Source organism: Yersinia enterocolitica subsp. enterocolitica (assembly GCF_901472495.1).
In the GTDB taxonomy this organism is placed as follows: Bacteria; Pseudomonadota; Gammaproteobacteria; order Enterobacterales; family Enterobacteriaceae; genus Yersinia; species Yersinia enterocolitica.
The window spans coordinates 494,889-519,915 of record NZ_LR590469.1; the positions used below are offsets into that span (position 1 = coordinate 494,889).

The following is a 25,027-nucleotide window of genomic DNA, read 5'->3' on the forward strand; positions in this document are numbered from 1 at the left end:
AGATGAATAGGCAACAACGAGTAGAAAGTTTAAGCCACAGTCAGGATAACGGCCCGGCATATCGCCCGTATCAGAACACCTCTAAAGCGAATTTACAGGCGCAGAAGCCACGCAATATCAAGATGTGTGATTCATTGGAAAATGTGATTCGCCGTAGCGGGTTGCAAGATGGCATGACCATTTCCTTCCACCATGCTTTCCGTGCCGGTGATTTGACTTTAAATCTGGTGATGAATGCGATTGCCGCGATGGGCTTCAAAAATTTGCGTCTGGCTTCCAGCTCTTTGAGCGACTGCCATTCGCCACTGGTCGAGCATATCCGCAATGGTGTGGTCAGCGAAATCTACACCTCGGGTATGCGCGGGCCGTTGGCGGAGGAGATATCGCGCGGATTATTAGCCAAACCGGTACAGGTTCATTCCCATGGCGGCCGCGTTAATTTGATTGAGTCCGGCGAGCTGACCATCGATGTCGCTTTTATCGGGGTGCCGGCTTGTGATGAATTCGGTAATACCAATGGTTTTAGCGGTGCTGCCTGTTGTGGCTCATTGGGCTATGCGCGAGTTGATGCTGAATATGCCGGTTGTGTGGTGCTATTAACGGAAGCAGTGGTGGCTTATCCACATCATCCGGCGAGTATTGCTCAGGATCAGGTTGATTTGATTGTGCAGGTTGAGCAAGTGGGGGATGCCGACAAAATTGGCGCTGATACCACCAGAATGACCTCCAATCCCCGCGAGTTACTTATTGCCCGCCGTGCTGCTGAGGTGATTGCCGGTTCGGGTTATTTTGTCGATGGTTTCTCTTTGCAGACCGGCACTGGCGGGGCATCGCTGGCGGTAACACGTTTTCTTGAAGACAAAATGCTGCGCCGCAATATCACCGCTGCTTTTGCACTGGGTGGTATCACCTCAACCATGGTGGATTTGCACGAAAAAGGGCTGATTACCAAGCTGCTGGATGTGCAAAGTTTTGACAAGCAGGCCGCTTCTTCGCTGGCCCGTAACCCACGTCATATCGAAATCAGTGCTAATCAATACGCTAATTTTAGCTCGAAAGGGGCATCAGTCGATCGGCTGGATGTGGTGGTGCTCAGTGCGCTGGAAATTGACACCGGTTTTAATGTCAACGTGTTGACCGGTTCTGATGGTGTGCTGCGTGGCGCTTCCGGCGGCCATTGCGACACCGCGGTTGCCGCTCGACTGTCAATCATTGTCGCGCCATTAGTCCGTGGCCGTATTCCAACCTTGGTCAAGGAAGTGACCACTTGCGTCACGCCGGGTTCCAGTGTCGACATTTTAGTGACCGATCACGGTATCGCGGTAAATCCGGCACGGCCAGAACTGGCCGAACGTTTGCAGCAAGCGGGTTTGCCGGTAGTCACCATCGACTGGCTCTATCAACGCGCGCTGATTCTGACCGGTGAACCACAACCGATCAAATTTACTGATCGGGTGGTGGCGGTGGTGCGCTATCGCGATGGTTCCGTGATTGATGTTGTTCATCAGATACAGGAGTAGACGATGAATACACTTTCCCCTGCATTAGCCGCTAACCGGCCGATCAGTTTGCCGGAATTGCTGACCAGCCGTGAGTCGCGTCAGAGCCGGCAACTGGCCTGGTTGTCGCGTCATCAAGTTACGTTGATTTCACTGACACTGGTGGCTCCGGGAGCGGTCAAAGATAACCCATTGACTCGCAAGCTGTTTGCCCTGGCGTGGCAGGCCATTACCGCATTGAGCCAACAGCAATATTGGCCGGTGTTACAGCAAGAGGTGTTCCCGCTGCCAACCGGCTGTGAGGGCTTGATAGCGGTTGATTTGCCCGCCGAGCAAGTGAAAGACGCAGCATTGTTGCTGGAGCTAAAGCACCCACAGGGCAGGTTATGGGATATCGATGTGCTGGATGTTTCAGGGCGAATTTTGTCACGCCGTGATGTGGGTTTAGCGCCACGCCGCTGCTTGCTGTGCCATCGTCCAGCTAATGTGTGCGCCCGGGCACAGACGCACACCATTGACGAATTATTGGTTCAGATGGAGTTGATGCTCAATGCTACCTCTGCAACGCACTGACGAGATGGCGGTTTCGTCGCCTGCCTTTTGGGCAAGCGATGATTTCAGCAAAAAGTTCGGCGCATTGGCTTATCGGGCGATGTTAGCTGAAGTCAATCTGACACCCAAACCCGGCCTGGTGGATTGCGTGAACTGTGGCGCGCATCAGGACATGACGCTGCAAGATTTTTATCACAGTGCTGATGCTATTGCGCCGTGGCTGCCCCGTTTTATCGAACAGGGTATTCGTTACAGCCATTTGCAGGGTCAGGCGGCGCTTAACAGCTTGCGGCCGTTAGGATTGGCTTGCGAAAACAGCATGTTTCAGGCGACCAATGGCGTCAACACCCATAAAGGCAGCGTTTTTTCTCTGGGGCTGATTTGCTGCGCACTTGGGCGATTAAAGGCGCGAGCGCAATCAATCAGCGCCGAGGCGGTGTGTCAGGAAGCCGCCAGCTTATGCCGTGGGCTGACTGAGCGCGAACTACGTCAATCGAACCCACAACAAACCGCCGGGCAGCGCCTGTTTTATCAATATGGCCTGACGGGCGCTCGGGGGGAGGCTGAATCCGGCTTTGCCACGGTGTTAACCCATGCTTTACCCGCGTACCGGCGCTTATTAGCCGACGGGGCGCAACCTGATCATGCCTTATTGCACACTTTGCTGATTTTGATGTCCGTCAATCGCGATACCAATGTGGTTTCTCGTGGCGGTATGGCGGGTTTGCAATGGTTACAACAACAGGCAACAGAACTTTTGGCCTCACTCTCGGCGGCAGGGATGAATGATCCTCTCAGCCTGTGGCGAGTGCGCATGTTTGATGCCCAATGTATCGCCCGCAACCTTAGCCCTGGCGGCAGCGCTGACCTGCTGATCCTGACTTGGTTTCTGGCGCAATTTCCCCATCATCTCCCTCACAAAAATAATAACGTTGCTATTGAACCAATAACAGCTATTGGGCCAGTAACAGGTATAGGAGTCTCTCTATGTTGAAGTCGCAAGAGAAATTATGGAAAGCGCTCGCGCCTTTTGTGGTGCTGGCCGTTCTGCTGTTGATCCCAACCCCGGAAGGTATGCCACCACAAGCCTGGCGCTATTTTGCGATTTTTGTCGCCATGATTGTCGGTATGATTTTAGAGCCAATTCCTGCCACGGCGATAAGTTTTATCGCGGTGACAATTTGCGTGCTAAGTTCTGACTGGGTGCTATTTAGTGCCGCCGAAGTGGCGGATGCCAGCTTCAATAGCGGTAAAGAGTCATTGAAATGGGGGCTGGCAGGGTTTTCCAGTACCACTGTCTGGCTGGTATTTGGGGCATTTATCTTTGCGCTCGGTTATGAAGCTACCGGGCTGGGCCGACGTATTGCTTTGTTCATGGTGAAATTCATGGGCAGGCGGACACTGACCCTGGGTTATGCCATCGTCATTATCGATATTCTGTTAGCACCCTTTACGCCATCGAATACTGCCCGCACCGGCGGCACTGTATTTCCGGTGGTGAAAAACCTGCCGCCTCTGTTTGACTCCTATCCCCATGACCCGTCGTCACGGCGCATTGGTGGTTATCTGATGTGGATGATGGTGATTGGTACTAGCATCAGTTCCTCCATGTTTGTTACCGGCGCGGCCCCTAACGTGTTGGGTATTGAGTTTGTAAATAAAATAGCCGGTGTTCATATCGGCTGGATGCAGTGGTTCCTGGCATTCCTGCCGGTTGGGTTGATTTTACTGATTGTCGCGCCGTGGCTCTCCTATGTGCTGTATAAACCCGGTGTTACCAAAAGTGATGAAGTGGCGACCTGGGCACAAACAGCACTGAATGAAATGGGTGGCCTGACTCGCAAAGAGATGATCCTGATTGGCTTGGTGCTACTGAGTCTGTGTTTGTGGGTGTTTGGCAGTAAGTTCATTGATGCCACTGCCGTTGGTTTGCTGGCGGTATCGTTGATGTTGGCGCTGCATGTGGTGGCGTGGAAAGATATCACCAAATATTCCAGCGCCTGGAATACGTTGGTGAATCTGGCGACCTTGGTGGTGATGGCAAATGGCCTGACTCGCTCTGGTTTTATTGATTGGTTTGCCAATACCATGAGCACTCACCTTGATGGCTTCTCGCCGAATATGACGGTGGTGGCATTGGTGCTGGTGTTCTATTTCTCTCACTACCTGTTCGCGAGTTTGTCCGCTCATACCGCCACCATGCTGCCGGTGATTTTAGCTGTCGGCAAGGGGTTGAGTGGCGTGCCAATGGAGCATTTATCCATGCTGTTGGTGTTATCCATCGGGATCATGGGGGTGTTGACGCCGTATGCCACCGGGCCAGGTGTGATTATCTATGGCTGCGGCTATGTGAAATCCAAAGATTACTGGCGTTTAGGTGGGATCATGGGGGTGTTCTACATCAGTATGCTGTTGTTGGTGGGGTGGCCAATCATGAGTCTATGGTATTGATTTTTTCAGACCAGAGTGTGAAGGAGCGACCGTACCTGGGGCACTCCGGCGGCTCACGCACTCGTATTTTAAATAAATAGGGCCCCCAACGGTACGTTTCCCCTTCATTTGGATTGATTATTTCAAAAAACCATCTTGATATAATGCGTCGGGCCAGTCAGCGGCCCGACTTATTTATGCCAGATGATGAGCTGATTTGTTAGCCGGTATAAACGCCAAAGACTCTGGGTAGCCACAGGGATATTTCCGGAATATAAGTCACCAGCATTAACACCAGCAACAGCGCGCCGTAGAACGGAAGCATCGCTTTCACCACTTGCTCGATTTTCTGTTTACTCACCGCACTGGCTACAAACAGCACTGATCCCACTGGTGGTGTTATCAGACCAATCCCCAGATTGATCAGCATAATCATGCCGAAATGAACCGGATCAATCCCCAATGAATGGGTGACCGGCATTAAGACAGGCGTCAATATCAAAATCAGTGGTGCCATATCCATCAAAGTGCCAATCAGCAACAGCATGATATTGATACACATCAGAATGACGTATTTATTATCAGAAACCGAGGTAAAGAACTCAGTGATACGCTCGGGTAATTGCATGTAGGTCATGATAGCGCCAAAGCTGGCAGCAAAACCGATTAAAATCATCACGATAGTGACAGTTTTTACCGTGCGATACATCAGCTTGGGTAACTCTGACCATTTGTAATCACGATAGATAAACATAGTGACGAAAAACGACCATAAACAAGCGATTGCGGCGGATTCAGTGGCAGTAAATATCCCGGAAAGTATCCCGCCCATAATGATGACGACGGTCATCAACCCCCATAAGGTATCAACGAAGATTTTCAGCGCCTGACGGAATGGCACTCGCTCCCCTTTGGGATAACCTCGTTTATAAGCAAAGCCGACACACATTAGCATCAGGGTGAAACTGAGCAGCAGGCCCGGTAGGATCCCGGCAATAAACAGTGCAGCAATAGAAACCGTACCGCCGGTTGCCAGCGAATAAATAACCGAGTTATGGCTAGGGGGCGTCAATATAGCCTGAACAGAACCGCTGGCGGTGACGGCAGCAGCAAAATCACGCGGATAACCTTTCTTATCCATTTCGGGGATCATCACTGAGCCAATAGAAGCCGTGTCGGCTACTGATGACCCTGAAATTGCACCGAAGAAAGTTGAGGCCACAATATTGACCAGTGACAGACCGCCACGGATAAACCCAACGAAAATATAGGCAAAACTCACCAGCCGCCGCGCTATCCCTCCTTCGGCCATAATGGCGCCCGCCAGAATAAAGAACGGAATTGCCAATAATGAGAATTTATTTACGCCGCTGGTAATTTGAATCATGACCGCTTCCAGAGGTAAATCAATCCAAAATGCACCAGCAATCGCACTTAAGCCGACGGCATAAGCCACCGGAACGCCGATAGCCAACAAAATTGCCAGGGTAAAAACTAAAATAAATGCATCCATAAGGCAAAGTTCCCCAAATTATGAGTTGCCAATCATGACTACCGGGCGGTGGGTCTGTGAGCCGAAGAACAGGCGCTCGATAATAAACAGTAGGGTAATAGCGGAGCCGATAGGCAGCGGAATATAGGTCTGCCCAGCCGTCAGTAATGGGAATTCAGCCACCGGTTGTGACCAAAGTTCGCTGCACAAAATATAGCTGTAAACCAGAATAAACAGGCTTATCAATATCATCAGCAAATCCACCAATATAAGGCAGATTTTTTTACCCATTTCTGAGAGCCGGTCGGTGACCATACTGACGGCTATATGTGAGCCAGAACGGTAACTGGCGGCAGCGCCAACAAAGGTAAATGTCACCATGCATAAAATAGCCACGGGTTCTGGCCAGGATAAGCCATCATTTTGTACATATCGGGCGAATATCCCCATAGGAATAACCGCAACCATAATAATCAAAGCAATACCAGCTACCCAGATTGACAGGCGATATAAAACATCCATCGTTGATAGATAATAGCGAGCCATAGCGGAGACCTCAGATTACCCTTTAGCTTTGACGTTGTAGCGGTGTTAGTCGCCTTACTACAACGCCAATGATTCTGGGTATATATCGATGGTATTAAAGTTATTAATACCGCCAAAAGAATATTATTGGACAGCACTTATTTGCTGAATGAGGTCTTGATAATCTTTGCCAAACTCATCACGTACTGGCTGCGTGGCTTGGTAATAAGCGTCATGATTGATTTCATGATATTGCACACCGCCAGCTTTCATTTTGTCATGAGATTGCTGCACATAGGTTTGCCACAATACACGCTGTTCCGCCTGAGCTTCTTTTGCCAGTTTCAGAATGGTTTGTTGATCTTCAGATGATAATTTATCCCACTTGGCTTTAGAATAAAGGAACAATTCTGGAATAATAAAATGGCCGCTCAAAGTATAGTTTTTGACTACCGGCAGATAGTTATGAGCAACAAACGTCGGTTCATTATTTTCAGTACCATCAATAACGCCAGTTTGCATACCGCTGAACACTTCACTGACGCCCATGCTGAGCGAGTTAGCGCCCATGGCTTTCAGCGTGGCTAATGCAATCGGGCTACCTTGTACCCGGATTTTCATGCCCTTCAAATCTTCCGGCTTAATAACCGGTTGCTTGGTTATCAGATTACGGGTACCCGCATCCATCCAACCGAGGAAGACCAATTTTGAGTTTTTATTGTTAGTAATTTTATCGCCAATTTCCTGGCCTATTTTCCCATCAAGCACTTTATGTAAGTGATCTTCATCGCGGAACATATAGGGCAGAGTAAAGACACTGATCTCCGGTAAAATAGAGGCAACAGGGGTCATAGAAACACGAATAATATCAATTGCTCCCATTTGAGCCTGTTCTATCATTTGTTTTTCATCACCCAAGACCCCGCCTGGGAATGTTTTAATTTCCAACCGCCCGTCGGTTGCCGTTTTTAGTTTGTCACCCATATTTTTAACCGCAACAACATTAGGGTAATCTTTAGGGTGAACATCAGCCGCTTTAATTTGTTGAGCAGCGGCTATTTGGCTAAATAAAATGGCAGAAATAGCCAGACAGAGTGTTGGTAGTGGCTTAGGAAATTTCATTCAGTGGTCTCCAGAAGTCATTAAAACAATAAATAAAAAGGCGATATTTCTCATAGCGGAATAGTTATATAAAGGGCTTTTCCTTTATCCCTAGGGTATTCAACCTAGCTGTTTACATTTGTTTTTAAATTGACCATTGTCACAGAAAAAGAAACGATAGGAACTGCGTTTCAATAATTGTGAAGTTGCATTTCATGATGAGGTAAACCTCATTAAATGCGGGGTAAAAGATAGAATTTATCGAGCTATAATGTGGTGCAACTTGAAGTGGCTAACGTTTTAGTCCAAATGGCGGGGTTTTGATATTGTGGCAAAAGAGGTTAGCTACTACTATACCCGTTATTCTGCAAGCTGCATGTGCGTTGGCTATCTTCATTACTCGGCCCGTCCATGGGCCTCGCCTCTGCGAGGCCGCTGCAAACAGCGTTCAAATCTGCTCCTGGCGGATTTGTCACCCCAGTCACTTACTTGTGTAAGCTCCTTGGGACTCACTCAGTTGCCGCCTTCCTGCAACCGGGATTATCCAGGGTACAAAACGCTATAAATCAACCTGAATAGGATAACGCGTGACCTCGGTATTTATCCGTAATTTTACCTTTGCTGCACTCCCAGCCGTCGGTTTGAATGACCAACCTCTGTTTCATGGGCTTTTGGCTAAATGTGATTTTGATGTAAATGAATATCGGGATGAGCTATTTGCCGTGTATGGCATCGCGTTTCCTGGCAGTTTACAAAAAGCCGTTGCAAAACGGCGTGCTGAATATCTGGCAGGGCGCTTTGTTGCCAGACAGGTGTTGAATATGCTGGAAGTACGCGATTACCCATTGGCAAATGGCATCGACCGCGCACCACTGTGGCCGACCGGTTTGATTGGTAGCATTAGCCATAATAACCAACGCGCTTTGTGTACTGCACAAATAATCACACCCGCCGGAGAGCCTATTGGAGCCAGTTCCCGTCGGCATGGTATTGGTCTGGATATCGAAAGTTTAATTGCTGTTGAAAGAGCGGCTAACTTATGGCCGGGTATTCTCAGTGAAGAGGAATATCATTGTTTCCTGGATGGACTATTACCTTTTAACCACTTGCTGACATTGGCTTTTTCCGCGAAAGAGAGTTTATTTAAAGCAGTCTATCCGCAACTTGGGCGTTATTTTGATTTTCTTGAAGCGAAGCTGTTGAGTTATTCATTAGACACCGGGCGTTTTGAATTACAGTTGTTGCGAGAATTAAGTGAAGACTTCCCCGCAGGCCGTTGTTTTACTGGATGCTTCACGTTAAATGGTAGTGATGTGCAGACGTTTATTGCTTACTAATCATAATATTATTACTTTATTCATTATTTTTAATATTTTTAAGTTGGAAAGTTCAATGGGAATAGGCTAGATATTTAGCTATCTAAAATATTTATTGATAGGATATCATGAAATATATCGCCTTATTTATTTTCATCTTATGCGTAGCTTATGTGCATTTTCGCGGAAAGGTTCGTTATAAATTCTGGCGTCAACTCTCAGACCATTCGACATTTGTCTCACCAATCAATGTTTTTATGTATTTATTCTCGCGCGTTCCTACCACGCCTTATTTAAAACAGGACTTGTTCCCTGAACTTGCCGTACTGCGAGATAACTGGTTAAAAATCAGGGAGGAAGGTAAGGCATTAATGGAAGTCCAGCAAATCAAAGCATCGGATAAATATAATGATGCCGGTTTTAATTCTTTCTTTAAAACGGGGTGGAAGCGTTTTTATTTGAAATGGTATGAAGATAGCCACCCATCAGCAATGACATTGTGCCCCCACACCACCACCTTATTGAAAGGGTTACCATCGGTGAAAGCGGCGATGTTTGCTGAGTTACCGGACGGCAGCCGTTTGCCTCGCCACCGAGATCCTTATGCGGGTTCCTTACGTTATCACCTTGGTTTAATCACTCCGAATGATGATCGCTGTTTTATTGATGTTGATGGTACAACCTACAGTTGGCGTGATGGCGAGGGTGTACTGTTTGATGAAACTTATATTCATTATGCTGAAAATCAGAGTGGGCAGGAGCGGCTGATTCTCTTTTGTGATATTGAACGCCCGATGCGTTATCGTTGGGCACAATGGGTTAACCATTGGTTGGGGCGCAATTTGATGAGTGCCGCCACTGCCCCCAATGAAGAAGGGGATAGGACTGGTGGGGTTAACCGTGCTTTCAAATATATCTATGCAGTCCGTAAGGTAGGTAAGCGCCTGAAAGCCTGGAATCGCAGAATTTATTATTTAATCAAATGGCTATTATTTGGTGGCATTGCCGCATTGATTTTTTATGCGTTGTAGCTCCAGGTAAGTAAAAAGTGATCAAATAGCACAAAGCCCGCTTATCTTTCTTCATGCGGGCTTTCTCATTAACATCCAATAGCTCCCACTTTTAGTCCTCCAATCGTGTTATTTGGCCCAGGTTTCGGCCAAATTGCACGGCAAAACCTCAGCAGTGAGCTGTTAAACTTCAAATGCAAATTTTTATTCCATAAAAAATTATTTTTGAAATAAAATAGTTAACAAGGTCACAAAAGAACCAACTTTCTTTACTACTCCTTCACTAAAAACCCACCCGTTTTGTCATCTATTTTTCATTTTTTCCATTTAATATCAAATGGATATTTTTTATTATTGCTGTTGAATAGAGTGTTAGTCCTGTTCTCACTCACGCTAAGTTAGAATTTAAGTACCATATTGTGATCGATATAGAATTTTAATTTCAATATGAATGATATGTTATGTCACAGTTAAGTTATTCAGGTGTTACTGGGAGTTGTCTGTGGTGGACAGGCTAGAAATCGAAAATGTAAAAGGGGCGTGCTAAACAGAAAAACACATCATAAGTAATATAACGTCACACTCTGTAAGAAAGTTTATTTGGCTTCAATAACTGCATTTATCTAATTAATAAATCAGAGTGTCAAAAAGTTTTTTCACTTTCTCTTTTGAAAGTACGGGGACGTTTTTTTAAAAAAACCTTTTTGACATTAAATGGATACTCAAATAAAAGGTAAGGATATGTCATTAATGATGAATCTCAACGCACAACAGAGAAAACGATTACATCAAATAACATTAGTCGCTACCTTTGGTGGCTTGCTTTTTGGTTACGATACGGGGGTTATTAATGGTGCATTTTCGTCATTGAAAGAAAACATGGCGCTGACACCGACAACAGTTGGCTTGGTAATGAGTGTACTTTTGGTCGGTGCCGCTATTGGTAGTATCTTGGGCGGAAAACTGGCTGACTTTTTTGGCCGAAGAAAATATTTACTCTATCTTTCCTTTGTTTTCTTCTTTGGTGCATTATTGTGCGCATTGTCCCCTAATATTACCTGCCTGTTAATTGCCCGATTTTTGCTCGGTTACGCAGTCGGTGGTGCATCGGTTACTGCGCCCACATTTATATCCGAAGTTGCGCCAACAGAAATGCGGGGCAAACTGACGGGATTAAATGAAGTAGCCATTGTGTTTGGTCAATTAGCGGCATTTGCTGTGAATGCGGTGATTGGAATTGTTTGGGGACATCTTCCTGAAGTCTGGCGCTATATGTTATTGGTGCAGACTATCCCCGCGATTTGTTTATTGGTTGGAATGTGGCGTTCGCCAGAAAGTCCTCGCTGGTTGGTCAGTAAAAATCGCCGTGAAGAAGCATTAGCCATATTAAAACAGATTCGCCCCGAACAGCGTGCGATTAAAGAATTTGAAGATATCGTAACGTTGATTGATGTTGAAAAAGAAAAGCACTTATATGCAAAGAAAGATTGGGCTATTATTTTTCATACACCGTGGATCTTAAAATTAATCTTGGTGGGTATTGTTTGGGCAGCATTGCAGCAAACAACTGGGGTTAATGTGATTATGTATTATGGCACCGAAATACTGAAGACTGCCGGGTTCTCTGAAAGAATGTCTTTGATCTGCAACGTGTTAAATGGTGTCTTTTCTGTTGGCGGTATGGTCATTGGGGTGTTGTTCCTGGTGGATCGTTTTAAACGGAAGACATTGATTATTTATGGTTTCGCACTCATGGCAACATTACACCTGATTATCGCTGGTGCAGATTATTATCTGATGGGTGAAATCAAGGCGACGGTCATTTGGTTGCTTGGCGCGTTATTTGTCGGTGTTATGCAAGGGACGATGGGCTTTCTTACCTGGGTGGTATTAGCTGAGCTTTTCCCGTTAAAAATTCGTGGATTATCTATGGGGATTTCGGTGTTTTTCATGTGGATCATGAATGCAATAGTTAGTTACTTATTCCCGGTATTACAAGCGAAGTTGGGCCTGGGCCCGGTATTCCTGATTTTTGCACTTATCAACTATCTGGCGATTATCTTTGTGGTCGCAGCCTTGCCAGAAACAGCTAATAAATCATTAGAGCAACTTGAAGAAGAACTGTCTTCCGGTAATTAATAGGTACTGCTTTATATGAGACAAATGAGTCATAGCGCAAAGGGGACAGGTCATGCTAGATAATATTACTGCTGAAAATATCCATTTAGGATGTCATGCAAAAAATAAGGCTGAAGTTTTATCCATGGTAGGGAAAGAGTTTAAAGCTAAAGGCTATATTAACCAGGATTGTATTGCTTTCCTTAATGAAAGAGAGCAGCAAGTCTCTACGTTTCTGGGCAATGGTATTACCTTACCTCACCTACCAAAATCAGCTACCAATATTATCGTTAAAACAGGTGTTGAGATCTTCCAATTCCCGGATGGTGTTATTTGGGATAGAAGCAATGTGATGTTTATTGCCATTGGCGTTATCGCAAAAGAAAAAGAGCATATCGATGTGCTAAAAGATATTGCCTCGATCTTTAGTGATGAAATTATTGCTAATGCACTTTCGCTGATTTCAAGTAAGCAGGATTTTCTGCGTATTCTTAATCGAAAATAGCGGTGAGTTTATATCGGTAATACTCAAGCCAGAACAAATTATCAGATAGCCAAAAGCCCGTTTAAGTTTCCTTAAGCGGGCTGTGAAACTCTCAAAAATAACAGGTATAATACACAAATTATTCAACTGACTTAGAAACGAAGATGACAAAACTTACCTTACAAGAGCAGATGCTAAAAGCTGGATTAGTGAGCAGCAAAAAAATGGCTAAAGTCCAACGAACAGCTAAAAAGTCACGAGTTCAGGCTCGTGAGGCGAGAGAAGCTGTGGAAGAAAATAAAAAAGCACAACTTGAGCGTGATAAACAGCTAAGCGAACAACAAAAACAAGCTGCTTTATCTAAAGAGTATAAAGCTCAGGTGAAGCAGCTTATTGAAATGAACAGAATCAACCTTTCAAAAGGCGATATTGGTTTTAACTTCACAGATAATAATTTAATTAAAAAAATAGTTGTGGATAAGATGACGCAAGCTCAGCTGATTAGCGGTCGTCTCGCTATTGCTCGAGTCGTTACGGATAACAATGGCGAAAGTGAATACGCTATTATCCCCGCGAGTGTCGCCGATAAAATTGCGCAGCGTGATGCGAACAGTATTGTCTTAAATAGTGCGCTAAGTCAGGAAGAGCAAGATGAAGAAGATCCGTATGCTGATTTTAAAGTGCCCGATGATTTGATGTGGTAATTAATCGTTCTCAGAACGGGCTGGCATTACTGATTTTGATCCACTCCTCGCTAATGGGATGAACAAAATGTAACTCACTGGCGTGCAGCATCAGTCGTGGTGTCTGTTCGGTTCCCGGCAGCAAGCGGCCGCCATACAGGTCACAGCCCCAAATCGGGTGGCCCAACTGCTGGCAGTGGATGCGCAGCTGATGAGTACGCCCGGTTTCTGGGATGAGCTGTACCCGCGTCAATGGTAGTGACCTTCCGTCTTCCAACTCATGATAAAAACGTTCAACGACTCGATAGCCGGAGCGAGCGGGCTTGCCATGAGTTGCGCAAATCAACATCAGTGGGAACAGCGCCGGATCTTTGGCAATTGCTGCGTCTATCACCCCTTCGTTGTCATCCAGATGCCCGCAAAGCAAAGCGCTGTACACTTTGGTCACTGTGCGCTGGCTGAACTGTTGGCAGAGTGCGGCATTGATAGCCTTATTGCGCGCAATGACCATCAGCCCGGAAGTACCGAAATCGAGGCGGTGAACCAGGGTGCAGCCGGGGAATATCTGAACCAGCCGATGATGCACCGAATCGAGATTTTGCGGGTTTTTCCCCGAGAGGCTGAGTAACCCTGTGGGTTTATTGATAAGTACCAGGTGATCGTCCTGATAGAGCGTCTCTATCTTGTCATGGCACAGCGGGGCAATAAAAGTATCGACGATCTTAGACATCATATAAGCACACCCGTTTAGTTCCACTCATTTTCTGAGACTGCCACATTTTCAACCATCAGGCGCTAGTTTTCTGATATCAGGCTATGAGTAAAGCAAAAAACCCGCTTAGTTGCCTAAGCGGGTTTCTCTAATTTGGCTCCTCTGACTGGGATCGCCTTTGCCAATAACTGGCTAATAAGTAAGCTAAATCAGAAGTTCATTTCTGTCAAGACCACCAAAATGACCACCATTAATGAATGCGAAAAGGCAAACATAGTCTGATTATTTTTTTATTAAAAACTGATAGAAAAATACAAACGTTATGTAACTGAAGTATAGAGCTTTTTTCCAGCCGTTCTAACCCCAGACAATTTGCAGTGAACTGGCCATCATGGACATAAGTTTCCTAGCTTCCTATCTGCAATCACTTTAGAGAAAAGCGAACACAAGAAATTAAACGCTGATGTTAAAGGATAAGCCTAGAGCCAGCTTAAATGACCCTAAGATAAAGGGGTTGAGTTTAACTAGGCTGGATCGCCTCTGCTCGCAAGTGGTTAATAAATGAACTTAATCATGATTAAATTTCGTTTATGACCTTCAAGATGGAAAATCACACATTGAGTTTGAGGAGAAGTGACTCGAGAATTATCAAGCGTATTCCATAGTTTTGAATAGAAAGCAATAGGGAATTTTGATAAAAATGTATCATGAAGGTTGAATAACACATTGTTAATGCTTAACTATAAGATTTATAAGGTTTTATGATATGAATGTTTATTTAAATGACGCTGGTAATGGTGATTGCATAATAGTAGAAACACCAAACACAGTAATCATGATTGATGGAGGAACTGCTTCCTCTTACAAGCTCTGGAATTGTAACCTAGAAAGATTGAGTGAAATTGATGCTTTGTTTGTAACACACATTGATAATGATCATGTTAATGGTCTAATTTGCATGTTTGAAAAACGGCGTCATCCTGTTATAAAAGAGGTCTTCTTCAATGGAATTGAGCAATTAACTAATTCTAAACTGATTGAGGAAAGCATATCTCATGAGGAATCATCTACGCTTGACAAAATGATATCAAACTTCTCGGATGTTGATGAAGGAGGAGTAGATATAGGATTTTCAGAAGGGACCTCTCTTTCTTACATATTGAAAACACTCAATTATAATATTAATGAAAGGTTTAATGGTGAAGTATTAACAACTGCGACCGTTTTAAATGAATTTTCTATAGGTGACATTACATTTGAGATCATTGGGCCTACAGTAAAAAACATTGAGAGAATTAATAATAGTTGGTTAGAGGTTCTTTCAGAATATGATCTAAAAATGAAATGGTTACATAAAAAGCATAGTGTTGCATTTGAGAAGTATATTGAAAGCCTAAAAAATGAAATCGGTTATAGCAATATATGTGAGGAGATGGATGACAGCATCGAAGTATTAGCTGATAGAGAGTTTGCTGATGACAACTCTTTAAATAATATGAGTAGTATATCTTTTTTAGCAACTAGTGACGGGAAGAAAATATTATTTCTTGGAGATAGTGATACAAAGACAATACTAGAATGGATGGATCGTAAAGGATATGAAACACTTGAGGTAGATGCGGTTAAGTTACCACATCATGGTAGTAAACATAATTATAATAAAAGCTTATTAGAGAGGGTTCTCTGCAAAAAATATTTAATTAGCACCAATGGGAAAAAGCATTCACATCCAGATATTGAAACTTTAGCTCGAATTGTAAAATATTCAAAAATACAGCCAGTTGATATTTATATTAATCACTCTGTCGAACATATCAATAATGCATTTAAAGAAAATTTCTCAAGCTATAGTTCTGAGTCAAATATTTTTTCAATACAAAAGAGATTTTTATATGAAAATGGATGATTACCCTAAAGGTAAAATATATATATTCAAATCTCAAAAAGACGCATCAATTCGAAGAGGTACGTGTTTTAGCATTAGCAATCGTGTGGTTTTGACTGCTAAACATACAGTTGAAACAGATGGCGAGTATAGCTTGTTTTTATCACCGGATGACTTTATGTCTGGAGTAGGAGTTAAGTTAAAATTGCTTGCTGGATATAATAATGCACAAGCTGATTTTGTCCTGCTAGAATGTGTTGATTATGAATTTCCATCATATATACAAGCTGGAGTAGTGGATCTGGAAGTAGATGAAAAAATACATGTTTTTGGATTTCCGGTAGAAAAAGATCAAATTCCAGCTGCTTTTACATCGACTGTTAGCTGCATAACCGGAAATATAACTACAGCTAAACACAGTTTTGAAATCGCTCAAGTTTCAACAGTATCTAATTATAAAGGAATGTCGGGTTCTCCTGTGCTTTTTAATGGATATGTGGTAGGAATGCTGATTGTGCAACATGGTAGTACAACATTGCATGTATTATCTATTTCTGACATATATAGTAAACTTGGAGTTTCATTCCATCATTTTCGTTTACAAGCGTCAGTACGTGAAGAAATTGAGTATATGCCGCCTGAACATCCTGATACACCATTTGAAATATGCATTGATTGCAATAAAACCGTTCCAAATGTTAAAGGGATTGATATTGGATTTGAATATAATGAATGGAGAAAAAGTGACCTCATTGAGTATACTAAAGATTGGTTAATTGACTATTCTTTAACTGCGCAACATAAGAAAGCCATCGACAATCGGCCTGCAAAACAACTTGCAGAGGCCATTAAAAAATATCCAATTGATAACCAAAATGCATTAGGTGATCTTTTTCTACATATGGCAATTAGACAAAATCACAAAACTATTCCCGTAATCAATGGCGTATATCATATCAATGGTGAACTATTATTTTCTTGCTCGCATATAGTGATTAATGGCGGACAAATTGAATTATGGCTTGGTGCTTCGTCAATAAAAGATTCTATGGATGAAGCAATATTGTCTGTTATTGAAAATATTAATAATCTGATCAGTGTCAATGAGATTAAAACAAGGCTTCTAGTCATTACATCTGAAATAGATGAAGATTGGCCTTTCAAAGAAAAATTACGTAAGCTTGCTGATAATCAGCTTCCAATAGAGAATCGGGTAGACAAAATAATCCTTCCAATATTCATTGTAAATTCTAGCGAAATAATAAAAAACTATAGTAAAAATGATTTCTTATTAAAGTTTAGAGAAGAGATTGATACTTGTCGAACATTGTTATCTTCAGGGTATACTAATAAAATTGTTCAACTAATAGATGTTAGGGTTTTTCTTTACCCTGTGGACGATATCGTGTCATTGTATGATGATTTTAAAAAGGAAGTTTCAAAATGAACATTGACAAGTACAATTACTTAAAAGATAAAATAAATTCTGAGAGCTGTGTTTGGCTAGATATAATTCTAGAATTGATTAATGAATATAATAAGCATGTAAACCATTTTTTGATTCAAGATTTAGTTTTACGAATGTTGGATAAAAAAGAGCTATTCAGTTCGAATGTTAACTTGTTAAATAGATTAGTTTTAGAGTTAGGGTTGTTTCCCTATGTTGAAGGTAAGGGCCTAGATTTTAAAACTAAGTTAGGGATGGATATCTTTTTATCTCCAATAAGCAAAGGGACTACATTTCACGTTAAATAAGCCGAAATATATTATAGGATTATTAATGGTGAGAATATTGTTTTAAGCGCTCCTACAAGCTTTGGTAAAAGCTTAATAATTGATGCTTTAATTAGTTCACAAATATTCAATAATATTGTTGTGGTTGTGCCAACAATAGCATTGATGGATGAGCTTAAGAAAAAGTTTCATAAACATAAATCAAGATTCAAAATAATAACTCAGTCCAATCAAAATGTTGCTGAAAGAAACATTTTCATCTATACGCAAGAGAGGGTAATCGAACGTGATTTCGAAAATGTAAAGGTTGATTTTTTTATTATAGATGAATTTTATAAACTTGCACCTAACAGCGATACAGATTATCGATGCGATAGATTAAATATTGCATTTCATAAGTTGTATCATAAATGCAAAAGATTTTATATGCTTGGTCCAAACATTGATGGAATTATGGATGGCCTAGAAGATGATCTTAATTGTTCATTTGTGAAGTTTGACAAATATAAGACGGTAGCCGCTGATGAGTTTTATTATAAATTAGAATCAGACGGCAAAGATGAGTTGGTAGATATAGAAAGGGATAAACATTTAATAAAAATATTAAATACTATTAATAAAGAAGAACAAACAGTAATTTATTGTAAGTCTCCTAAACGAGCTAATGGTTTGATGTCAAAGATACTGTCAATGGGACTTACTAATAGATGCATAGATAACGAATCATTTACTAAATGGTTGAGAGATAATTACCACCCTGAATGGAATTTAGCGAATGCTATAGACTATGGTATAGCATGTCATCATGCAAAACTTCCTAGAGCAATTGGTTCATTTCTTGTTGATTCTTTCAATAAAAAAAGAATTTCCATATTAGTTTGTACATTAACCCTGATTGAAGGGGTAAATACTAATGCTAAGAATGTTATAATTTATGATGATTGTATTACTGGCAGAACAAAACTAGACTCCTTTACTTTTAATAACATTTCAGGGAGGAGTGGCAGAATGTTCGAGCACTTTGTTGGTATAATTCACATTATAGGTAATAGACCAAACCAACAATTGCCATTAATTGACATACCTATCATTACTCAGAGTGATAATGCCTCTGATTCTATGCTTCTCCAAATACAAAGTGACTTATCAGAAACTAGTTTATCAAAAATATTTAAATATACACATCAGCAAATTTTACCAATTGAAGTGATTAATAAGCATCAGGGTGTTCCACCTGAAAGATTATTAACATTTGCAGAAGCATTGATGGAACACTGTGGCAAGTGGCAAGTGGCAAGTGGCAAGTGGCAAGTGGCATAAGGATATGGTGTGGGATTCGCTATATCCAACCAAAAATCAGCTTAATCATTTATGTGAAATTTTATTTAAATATTTTTCTTTATCAAGAATGGGGAATGGAGCTGTAAAATCAGCCTCACAACTTCACACAAGACTGAGATCTGTCATGAATCATGAAAGTGATCTAAAATTGATTGATGATGAATATTCTTATTGGGTAAAACGTAATTCAAACTATACTGCAGATGATGCTGTCCAAGTCATTTTTGATTTCAAAAGAAACTTAGTAAGTTATAATCTTCCTAAGATAATTCTCGCGATCAATGATGTTCAGAAGTTAATTTTTTCAAGGTTTAATTACACTTTTGGTGATTATACTAGTTTTAGTCATGCCTTAGAAGCTCACTTTGAAATCCCTACGCTGGTGACACTTGAAGAGTTTGGTATTCCAATGCAAATATCTAAAAAAATCACAAAATTAGCTAACGTTACTGTTGATGATGACATTGATGAAGCCTTAGAGAAAATAAAGAAATTTTCAGAAGAAAAGAGAATTTCTAATTTGTTGGATGATTTTGAAATTTCACTTTTAAAAAATGTAGTATATTTTATATGAAGAGTAGGCAGCATTTCTGCCACTCTGATATTAATTTATATGTATTATTTCAGAGCTTATCTGACAGTTATCGGTTATTTATACAGGTGTCTGTCAGGTTACATCTGGCTTAAATTTTTCTCAGTCCAGATGCACTTTTCATCCAGTAATTTTTCCATCGACCTCCGCCCACAGCATTTTTTCTCCTGATGAGTTTGCTCATCTTATATTAAGCGAGCCATTCATCAAGATCGGATTGTAATGCGTCGAGAACACCATACATCTTTTACGGAACGTTACCTGATAAAACTCGTTCAGTATCGTTTTAAGGAACAGCTCGCAGATACCGTTGATTTTTGGTGACATGAGACATCTAATATTATTAGATGTCTCATGTTTAAAATTTAACTGTTTTTTCTCTTGCGAGAAATAATTGCTTTTGCAATTATAGCTGAATATGCAACGGCACCATTAACACCCATAACATCTGAAATATATAACAAATGACTTCCAATTACATTCTCGTCGAAGTTGTGTTTAATCGCTTCCGTTGTTAGTTTATCGAGGTCTGGTTCATTTTTTTCTAAGGTTAAGGTTGACTCAACTGCGCTCTTTGATTGATTTCGATAATCAGCTGGTATTTCTGTAAGTATCCCGCTTAAACGGCCCATTCACTTTTAGAGATCTTCCGACATACTGATGATGTCACCTGAGAAGATCCTTATGCGTAAAATCCGATTCACCGAGCACCAGATCATCGCCGTACTGAAATCAGTCGAAGCGGGTAGGACCGTCAAAGATGTGTGCCGCGAGGCTGCTATTTCCGAAGCCAGCTATTACAACTGGAAGGCGAAATATGGCGGGATGGAAGCCGCTGATATCAAAAAGATCAAAGATCTAGAAGACGAGAATCGCCGTCTGAAGCAGATGTTTGCTGATCTGAGTCTGGAATGCCGTGCGCTGAAAGACGTCATCGAGAAAAAGCTTTAAAACCAGCGATAAAGCGTGAGCTCGTCAACTATCTGACCACGCAGTTTACGATGAGCATACGCCAGGCATGCAGGACGTTATCGCTGAGCAGGACGGTGTTTCGTTATCAACCGAATAAACGACGTGATGAACCGGTGATCCAGAGGCTGACTGAGGCGGCTGAACGCTATCCCCGCTACGGATTTAAGAAGCTTTTTCAGGTGCTTCGCAGGCAGGGACACGCCTGGAACCACAAGCGTGTACACCGGATTTACTGTCTGCTAAAACTGAATTTTCGTCGTAAAGGGAAACAACGCCTGCCGGTGCGTAATCCGGCTCCGCTGGCCACGCCGGAAGCCCTCAACCAAAGCTGGTCGATTGATTTTATGCACGACGCGCTGACATGTGGCCGACGTTTTCGGACTTTCAACGTCGTGGATGATTTTAACCGCGAGGCTCTGGCTATCGAAATTGACCTGAATATCCCGGCGCAGCGCGTTGTGCGGGTGCTGGACAGAATAGTGGCAAACCGTGGCTATCCGCTGAAAATGCGGATGGATAACGGGCCAGAACTAATATCACTGGCGCTGGCACAATGGGCTGAAGACCATGGCGTGATGCTGGAATTTATCAAGCCCGGCAAACCGACGCAAAACGCATTTATCGAACGGTTTAACCGAACGTATCGGACCGAAATACTGGATTTTTATCTGTTCAGAACGCTGAATGAAGCACGGGAAATAACGGAACGCTGGCTGAATGAATACAACAGTGAGCGGCCCCATGAATCCCTGAATAACCTGACGCCGGAAGAGTACCGGCTGATGAGTGAAAAACTGGAAATCTCAAAAAGTGTGTGGAACTAAAGCTGGGATACTTACATTTCAATCTGCTGTTGTTTTGGGGAAGAAGAATCAAATCTTTTATTTTTCAGTAGCGTGGGGTTTTGACTTAAATTGTTTTAAAGTTGAGGTATTACGACGTTTAAGCAAAAATGATTGATTAAACTCAGATATCATCCATTGATAAAAGTATTGGTAAGTATCCGTGCTATTACTTCTGAATTCTTCTGATATTGGCTTTATTTCACCAAAAGGTGGAAACACAATTTTTCCATCCTGTATACCAACAAAATCTAATGAAGAAGTAGGAGCATTCCATTCCGATGTATCGGGGAATGCAAAACTATTACACTCATTGCCTTGAGAAAGAGCATATAATCTCTCTGCATCATAAATTAAGTATGATTGATCCTGTAATTCTTGAGGTGGTCGTGTTCCTTCAATGTATCCTCTTAACGCACCAACCATAGTGGCAATTGAGTCGGTATCTGTACCAAGTTCATTAGCAATATCAAGCATTAATGAAGATAAATTATTCGGCTTTAAGTATGATGCAGCCAGTGCTGCAATTGCAGTTAATGTGCCACTTCCTCTTGTTTTTTTATCTTTTAAGTTAAGAACTTTTACTAAAGAGCTATATGATGGGTTTTCTGCCGTTTTCCACTGTTCGACAACATCAAGAAGGTTTACTAATTCTTGGTATACTTCATCATATGCTTCTTCAAGGTTTGTTGATGTTTGGGATTCGAAAAATGGAACCCAGGCAGTATTAAGGTTTATGTCACTATATATTTTTTTCGGAATTTCATTTATCCATTTAAGTAAAAGCCGAACATCTGAAATTGATGGTATCTCTGTATTTGTCAAAATATGACTTAAACATAAAGCATGAAAAACAGCTCCAGCAATAGCTCTGGGATGCCCATGTGTTGTAAGCGAGTTTTTGATTATATCAAGAAGGAATGATTCTACTCTTTCTGGTGTTCGACTTGCCCAAACATGAGGCTGGATTCGCATTGCTGCACCATTACCTCCAGAGTATACATAATTTGTTTTCTTTGACTGATAAAAATTGTTATACCAAGTGACAGTTTTTTTTCCAAGAGATTCAGCTGCCAGCTTTGAAGATATACCGGCCCCTAAAGCATAAGAAGACCAAATAGGGAGCTCTACTTTTGAAAATGCATTTACGTCAAAATAATTATTATGATTAATTGCTCGCGACGTCGATAACCGAAGTTGGGTATCATCTGAATAAGCGCCACAAGGTATTGATATTAAAGGTCCATACACTCCGCCAACTTGTCTTCTCCATTCAACTAAGCCAGATAAATGGTCTTGACCTGTTCTTTTTACCAGCAAACTGCGGTCTGCCAGTTCAGATATGAACCCCAGAGCATCCCCATAAGCAGCCCAAAGACTTGAGTTAACAGTGTTTTCGATTTTGTTAATTGTCATTTATATCATCTCTAAACTTGTTGGGACAAACATCTACTGACCTGCCCCCAGGGTTAGATACAACGCTCAGTTAGTAATGTCGGATCCTTCACTCTCAGAATTACCCTTTCTCCAGGCCGCCGCAAATTCAGACGGCGTCTGATAATTCAGCGCGGAGTGCGGGCGACACTCGTTATAATCCTGACGCCATTCACTGATGGTTTTCCTGGCATGACTGACGTCACTGAACCAGTGTTCATTCAGGCATTCATCGCGAAAGCGTCCGTTAAAACTCTCAATAAATCCGTTCTGTGTCGGCTTGCCAGGCTGGATAAGCCGCAGCTCCACGCCATGCTCAAAGGCCCATTGATCAAGCGCGCGGCAGGTAAATTCCGGGCCCTGATCAGTTCTTATCGTCGCCGGATAGCCGCGAAACAGCGCAATGCTGTCCAAAATACGCGTGACCTGCACGCCTGAAATCCCAAAGGCAACAGTGACCGTCAGGCATTCCTTCGTGAAGTCGTCCACGCAGGTAAGGCACTTGATCCTGCGACCGGTGGCCAATGCGTCCATGACGAAATCCATCGACCAGGTCAGATTGTAATGGTCTAATCATTCCGGACATTTTGTTAGAGATATAATGAGCAACACTAACGAGGTGAGAATGCGAAAAAAATCATTTACTCATGAGTTTAAACAAGAGTGCGTCAACCTGGTTCTTCAACATAAGTACCCGGTGACTCAGGCTGCTGAAACAATGAATATTGGCCTTTCAACCTTACAACGCTGGCTACGGCAGTATCGCGGAGAGAGCCGCGGAAATACACCGATAGCCAGTGCTATAACACCGGAACAACGCCGAATACAAGAACTTGAAAAGCAGGTGCGGCAGTTACAGAGCGACAATGACCTGTTAAAAAAGGCTTCGGCCTTCTTCGCCATGGAAATGAACAACGACAAAAAGTCGCGGTAAAACTGAAGAAGGCTGGTGCAAATATCCAACAGGTATGCCGCTGCTTGTCGCTCACGCGCAGCGTGTTTTATGCCCGTAGTCGTCGGCTAATGATCAAGCCCGATGTTCTGATGTTGCACGCGGCGGCTAAGCATGTTCACGCTGAAATGGATGCCACATATGGCAGCCGGCGCATGTGCATCGAGTTACGGGAGCAAGGTTTTAACGTGGGCAGATACCGCGTTCGGCAGATAATGAAAAACTTATTACTGGTAGCTAAACGACCTGGGCGTCATCGCTATCCAGGCGGTGGAAAACCCGCTGTCGTGGCCGCTAATCTGTTGAACCGGCAGTTTAATCCAGAGACATTGAATACCTGGTGGTCAGGTGATATTACCTATCTGCGTACCGCTCAGGGCTGGTTATATCTGGCTATCGTGATGGACTTATGTTCAAGAAAAATAGTGAGTTGGGCCTTCTCAGACAAACCGGACAGCGACTTGACTGTCCGGGCCTTAAGGCTGGCCGTAAATAAACGCCGACCCACAGGGTCAGTGGTGTTCCATAGCGATCAAGGGGCGCAATATACCAGCGCGCAGTTCCAGTCCTGCCAGCAAGAACTGGATGTTACAGGTAGTATGAGTCGAAAAGGTAACTGCCTGGATAATGCTGTTACGGAAAGGTTTTTCCGCAGCCTGAAAGCAGAGAGGGTTAACTATCGTCGTTATGAAACCCGAAGTCAGGGTATCGCTGATGTTATCGATTATATCGACAGCTTTTATAATCTGAAAAGGCGGCATTATCGGCTGGGAAATATATCGCCGGATGAATATGAACGCCGATTACAACAATGTGCCTAAATCCGTGTCCGGTTTTAGTTGACCGTTACAACATTACTAATATCGGGGTGTACTAATCAACGGGGAGCAGGTCAATCTCAACTGCTTCCGTTATAGTGACCCATGTTGACATATAATGAGTCATAAGCAATGGCTGATATTTTTTTGACATAATATTATCTCCTTCTACACAACTATTCGCTCCGTTAAGGAAAAAGATTGGTGTCACAAGTATTTATTTATGATTAATCAGAGGGTTTCTGACAGAGAAAAGGATGTATATTTCTGAGTGAACATTGTACAGGGCTATGGGGTGACTATTTAATGAGTAAATGCCGAATGATTTTCGGGGTAATGATTATAACTTGAGGAAAAATCGCGACGTGGTTTGAGTAGTGTACCTGAGTGATATTTGTGTTATGTATGCATTGATTGCAGCAGAATAAATATAGTTCAGGCTAGTATAGTTTGTGGTAGCTATGAAAATATATAATCTATTTTACCTATAAAATAATTTATATGTATGGGGTGGTTAATGAGATGGTCACCCCCA

General features: G+C 42.6%; 23 protein-coding genes and 3 pseudogenes. 17 read left to right on the forward strand and 9 right to left on the reverse strand.

Annotated elements, in window-relative coordinates; translation table 11 throughout:
• Window positions 1–2: 2 nt before the first annotated feature.
• Genes citF through FGL26_RS02370 form a run of 4 tightly spaced genes read left to right on the forward strand, consistent with a single transcriptional unit; the run spans window position 3 to window position 4,502 of the window.
• Complete coding sequence (citF, locus tag FGL26_RS02355) at window positions 3–1,520, forward strand: citrate lyase subunit alpha (RefSeq protein ID WP_005168600.1); 1,518 nt, start codon at window positions 3–5, stop codon at window positions 1,518–1,520.
• A 3-nt stretch (window positions 1,521–1,523) separates the two neighbouring features.
• Window positions 1,524–2,072 (forward strand): citrate lyase holo-[acyl-carrier protein] synthase, encoded by a 549-nt coding sequence (citX, locus tag FGL26_RS02360; RefSeq protein WP_011816653.1) that lies wholly within the window; start codon window positions 1,524–1,526, stop codon window positions 2,070–2,072.
• Window positions 2,050–3,045, forward strand: coding sequence for a triphosphoribosyl-dephospho-CoA synthase CitG (citG, locus tag FGL26_RS02365; RefSeq protein WP_005168604.1), 996 nt, complete (start codon window positions 2,050–2,052; stop codon window positions 3,043–3,045). The genes citX and citG overlap by 23 nt, the downstream gene beginning before the upstream one ends.
• Window positions 3,039–4,502, forward strand: a complete 1,464-nt coding sequence (locus tag FGL26_RS02370) for an anion permease (RefSeq protein WP_032908325.1) — start codon at window positions 3,039–3,041, stop codon at window positions 4,500–4,502. The genes citG and FGL26_RS02370 overlap by 7 nt, the downstream gene beginning before the upstream one ends.
• 199 nt (window positions 4,503–4,701) lie before the next feature.
• Here FGL26_RS02370 and FGL26_RS02375 read toward each other — a convergent pair whose 3' ends face one another.
• The 3 genes from FGL26_RS02375 to FGL26_RS02385 all read right to left on the reverse strand — a co-directional run bounded on the left by FGL26_RS02375 (window position 4,702) and on the right by FGL26_RS02385 (window position 7,620).
• The gene (locus FGL26_RS02375) at window positions 4,702–5,994 is read right to left on the reverse strand and encodes a TRAP transporter large permease (protein ID WP_005168608.1); all 1,293 of its coding nucleotides are present in this window, start codon (window positions 5,992–5,994) and stop codon (window positions 4,702–4,704) included.
• 18 nt (window positions 5,995–6,012) lie between these two features.
• Entirely contained in the window at window positions 6,013–6,519 is a 507-nt protein-coding gene (locus FGL26_RS02380) for a TRAP transporter small permease (RefSeq protein WP_005168610.1), read from the reverse strand.
• 123 nt (window positions 6,520–6,642) lie between these two features.
• Window positions 6,643–7,620, reverse strand: coding sequence for a TRAP transporter substrate-binding protein (locus FGL26_RS02385; RefSeq protein WP_005168612.1), 978 nt, complete (start codon window positions 7,618–7,620; stop codon window positions 6,643–6,645).
• A 566-nt stretch (window positions 7,621–8,186) separates the two neighbouring features.
• Here FGL26_RS02385 and FGL26_RS02390 point away from each other — a divergent pair.
• The 5 genes from FGL26_RS02390 to FGL26_RS02410 all read left to right on the forward strand — a co-directional run bounded on the left by FGL26_RS02390 (window position 8,187) and on the right by FGL26_RS02410 (window position 13,231).
• Complete coding sequence (locus FGL26_RS02390) at window positions 8,187–8,936, forward strand: 4'-phosphopantetheinyl transferase family protein (RefSeq protein ID WP_005168613.1); 750 nt, start codon at window positions 8,187–8,189, stop codon at window positions 8,934–8,936.
• A gap of 107 nt (window positions 8,937–9,043) precedes the next feature.
• Window positions 9,044–9,946: a lipid A hydroxylase LpxO gene (lpxO, locus tag FGL26_RS02395; RefSeq protein ID WP_005168615.1), complete on the forward strand. Its 903-nt coding sequence runs from the start codon at window positions 9,044–9,046 to the stop codon at window positions 9,944–9,946.
• 720 nt (window positions 9,947–10,666) lie between these two features.
• Window positions 10,667–12,064, forward strand: coding sequence for a sugar porter family MFS transporter (locus FGL26_RS02400; protein WP_011816648.1), 1,398 nt, complete (start codon window positions 10,667–10,669; stop codon window positions 12,062–12,064).
• A 52-nt stretch (window positions 12,065–12,116) separates the two neighbouring features.
• Window positions 12,117–12,548, forward strand: coding sequence for a PTS mannitol transporter subunit IIA (locus tag FGL26_RS02405; protein WP_005168621.1), 432 nt, complete (start codon window positions 12,117–12,119; stop codon window positions 12,546–12,548).
• A gap of 143 nt (window positions 12,549–12,691) precedes the next feature.
• The gene (locus tag FGL26_RS02410; protein WP_005168624.1) at window positions 12,692–13,231 is read left to right on the forward strand and encodes a DUF2058 domain-containing protein; all 540 of its coding nucleotides are present in this window, start codon (window positions 12,692–12,694) and stop codon (window positions 13,229–13,231) included.
• Between the two features lie 10 nt (window positions 13,232–13,241).
• Here FGL26_RS02410 and FGL26_RS02415 read toward each other — a convergent pair whose 3' ends face one another.
• The gene (locus FGL26_RS02415) at window positions 13,242–13,940 is read right to left on the reverse strand and encodes an RluA family pseudouridine synthase (RefSeq protein ID WP_005168627.1); all 699 of its coding nucleotides are present in this window, start codon (window positions 13,938–13,940) and stop codon (window positions 13,242–13,244) included.
• A 748-nt stretch (window positions 13,941–14,688) separates the two neighbouring features.
• Here FGL26_RS02415 and FGL26_RS02420 point away from each other — a divergent pair.
• The 5 genes from FGL26_RS02420 to FGL26_RS21390 are packed head-to-tail and all read left to right on the forward strand — an operon-like array spanning window position 14,689 to window position 19,456.
• Window positions 14,689–15,828 carry a ComEC/Rec2 family competence protein gene (locus tag FGL26_RS02420; protein ID WP_005168631.1) on the forward strand — a complete coding sequence of 380 codons (1,140 nt, stop codon included), beginning with the start codon at window positions 14,689–14,691 and terminating at the stop codon, window positions 15,826–15,828.
• Window positions 15,815–17,254, forward strand: coding sequence for a HamA C-terminal domain-containing protein (locus FGL26_RS02425; protein ID WP_005168634.1), 1,440 nt, complete (start codon window positions 15,815–15,817; stop codon window positions 17,252–17,254). Before FGL26_RS02420 ends, FGL26_RS02425 begins: the two co-directional genes overlap by 14 nt.
• Window positions 17,251–17,562: a hypothetical protein gene (locus FGL26_RS02430; RefSeq protein ID WP_005168636.1), complete on the forward strand. Its 312-nt coding sequence runs from the start codon at window positions 17,251–17,253 to the stop codon at window positions 17,560–17,562. The genes FGL26_RS02425 and FGL26_RS02430 overlap by 4 nt, the downstream gene beginning before the upstream one ends.
• A gap of 36 nt (window positions 17,563–17,598) precedes the next feature.
• Complete coding sequence (locus tag FGL26_RS21385) at window positions 17,599–18,861, forward strand: helicase-related protein (protein ID WP_303740873.1); 1,263 nt, start codon at window positions 17,599–17,601, stop codon at window positions 18,859–18,861.
• Window positions 18,818–19,456 carry a hypothetical protein gene (locus FGL26_RS21390; RefSeq protein WP_162130743.1) on the forward strand — a complete coding sequence of 213 codons (639 nt, stop codon included), beginning with the start codon at window positions 18,818–18,820 and terminating at the stop codon, window positions 19,454–19,456. The genes FGL26_RS21385 and FGL26_RS21390 overlap by 44 nt, the downstream gene beginning before the upstream one ends.
• Window positions 19,457–19,554: 98 nt before the next feature.
• Here FGL26_RS21390 and FGL26_RS02440 read toward each other — a convergent pair.
• Window positions 19,555–19,801: pseudogene (locus FGL26_RS02440) on the reverse strand (IS481 family transposase); the annotation flags it as partial.
• A 38-nt stretch (window positions 19,802–19,839) separates the two neighbouring features.
• Window positions 19,840–20,106 (reverse strand): hypothetical protein, encoded by a 267-nt coding sequence (locus FGL26_RS02445; protein WP_005168639.1) that lies wholly within the window; start codon window positions 20,104–20,106, stop codon window positions 19,840–19,842.
• Between the two features lie 52 nt (window positions 20,107–20,158).
• Between FGL26_RS02445 and FGL26_RS02450 the strand changes: the two genes are divergently transcribed.
• Window positions 20,159–21,270 (forward strand): IS3 family transposase gene (locus FGL26_RS02450; protein WP_127891288.1). Its coding sequence is split into 2 segments (ribosomal slippage): window positions 20,159–20,420 and window positions 20,420–21,270, totalling 1,113 coding nucleotides; the frame shifts between segments, so codons are not numbered across the junction.
• 57 nt (window positions 21,271–21,327) lie between these two features.
• On the opposite strand, the gene FGL26_RS02455 is transcribed toward FGL26_RS02450, so the two are convergent.
• Together FGL26_RS02455 and FGL26_RS02460 are read right to left on the reverse strand one after the other, a co-directional pair.
• On the reverse strand, window positions 21,328–22,704 hold the full coding sequence (locus FGL26_RS02455) for an ADP-ribosylglycohydrolase family protein (RefSeq protein WP_005168652.1): 1,377 nt from the start codon (window positions 22,702–22,704) through the stop codon (window positions 21,328–21,330).
• A 66-nt stretch (window positions 22,705–22,770) separates the two neighbouring features.
• A pseudogene (locus tag FGL26_RS02460) lies at window positions 22,771–23,283 on the reverse strand (IS3-like element ISYen3 family transposase); the annotation flags it as partial.
• A gap of 64 nt (window positions 23,284–23,347) precedes the next feature.
• Here FGL26_RS02460 and FGL26_RS02465 point away from each other — a divergent pair.
• Complete coding sequence (locus FGL26_RS02465) at window positions 23,348–23,656, forward strand: transposase (RefSeq protein ID WP_005166743.1); 309 nt, start codon at window positions 23,348–23,350, stop codon at window positions 23,654–23,656.
• Window positions 23,657–23,658: 2 nt separating this feature from the next.
• Complete coding sequence (locus tag FGL26_RS02470) at window positions 23,659–24,495, forward strand: IS3 family transposase (protein ID WP_032902664.1); 837 nt, start codon at window positions 23,659–23,661, stop codon at window positions 24,493–24,495.
• A gap of 73 nt (window positions 24,496–24,568) precedes the next feature.
• Here the strand turns inward: FGL26_RS02470 and FGL26_RS21605 are convergent.
• Window positions 24,569–24,703: pseudogene (locus FGL26_RS21605) on the reverse strand (hypothetical protein); the annotation flags it as partial.
• Window positions 24,704–25,027: the final 324 nt, after the last annotated feature.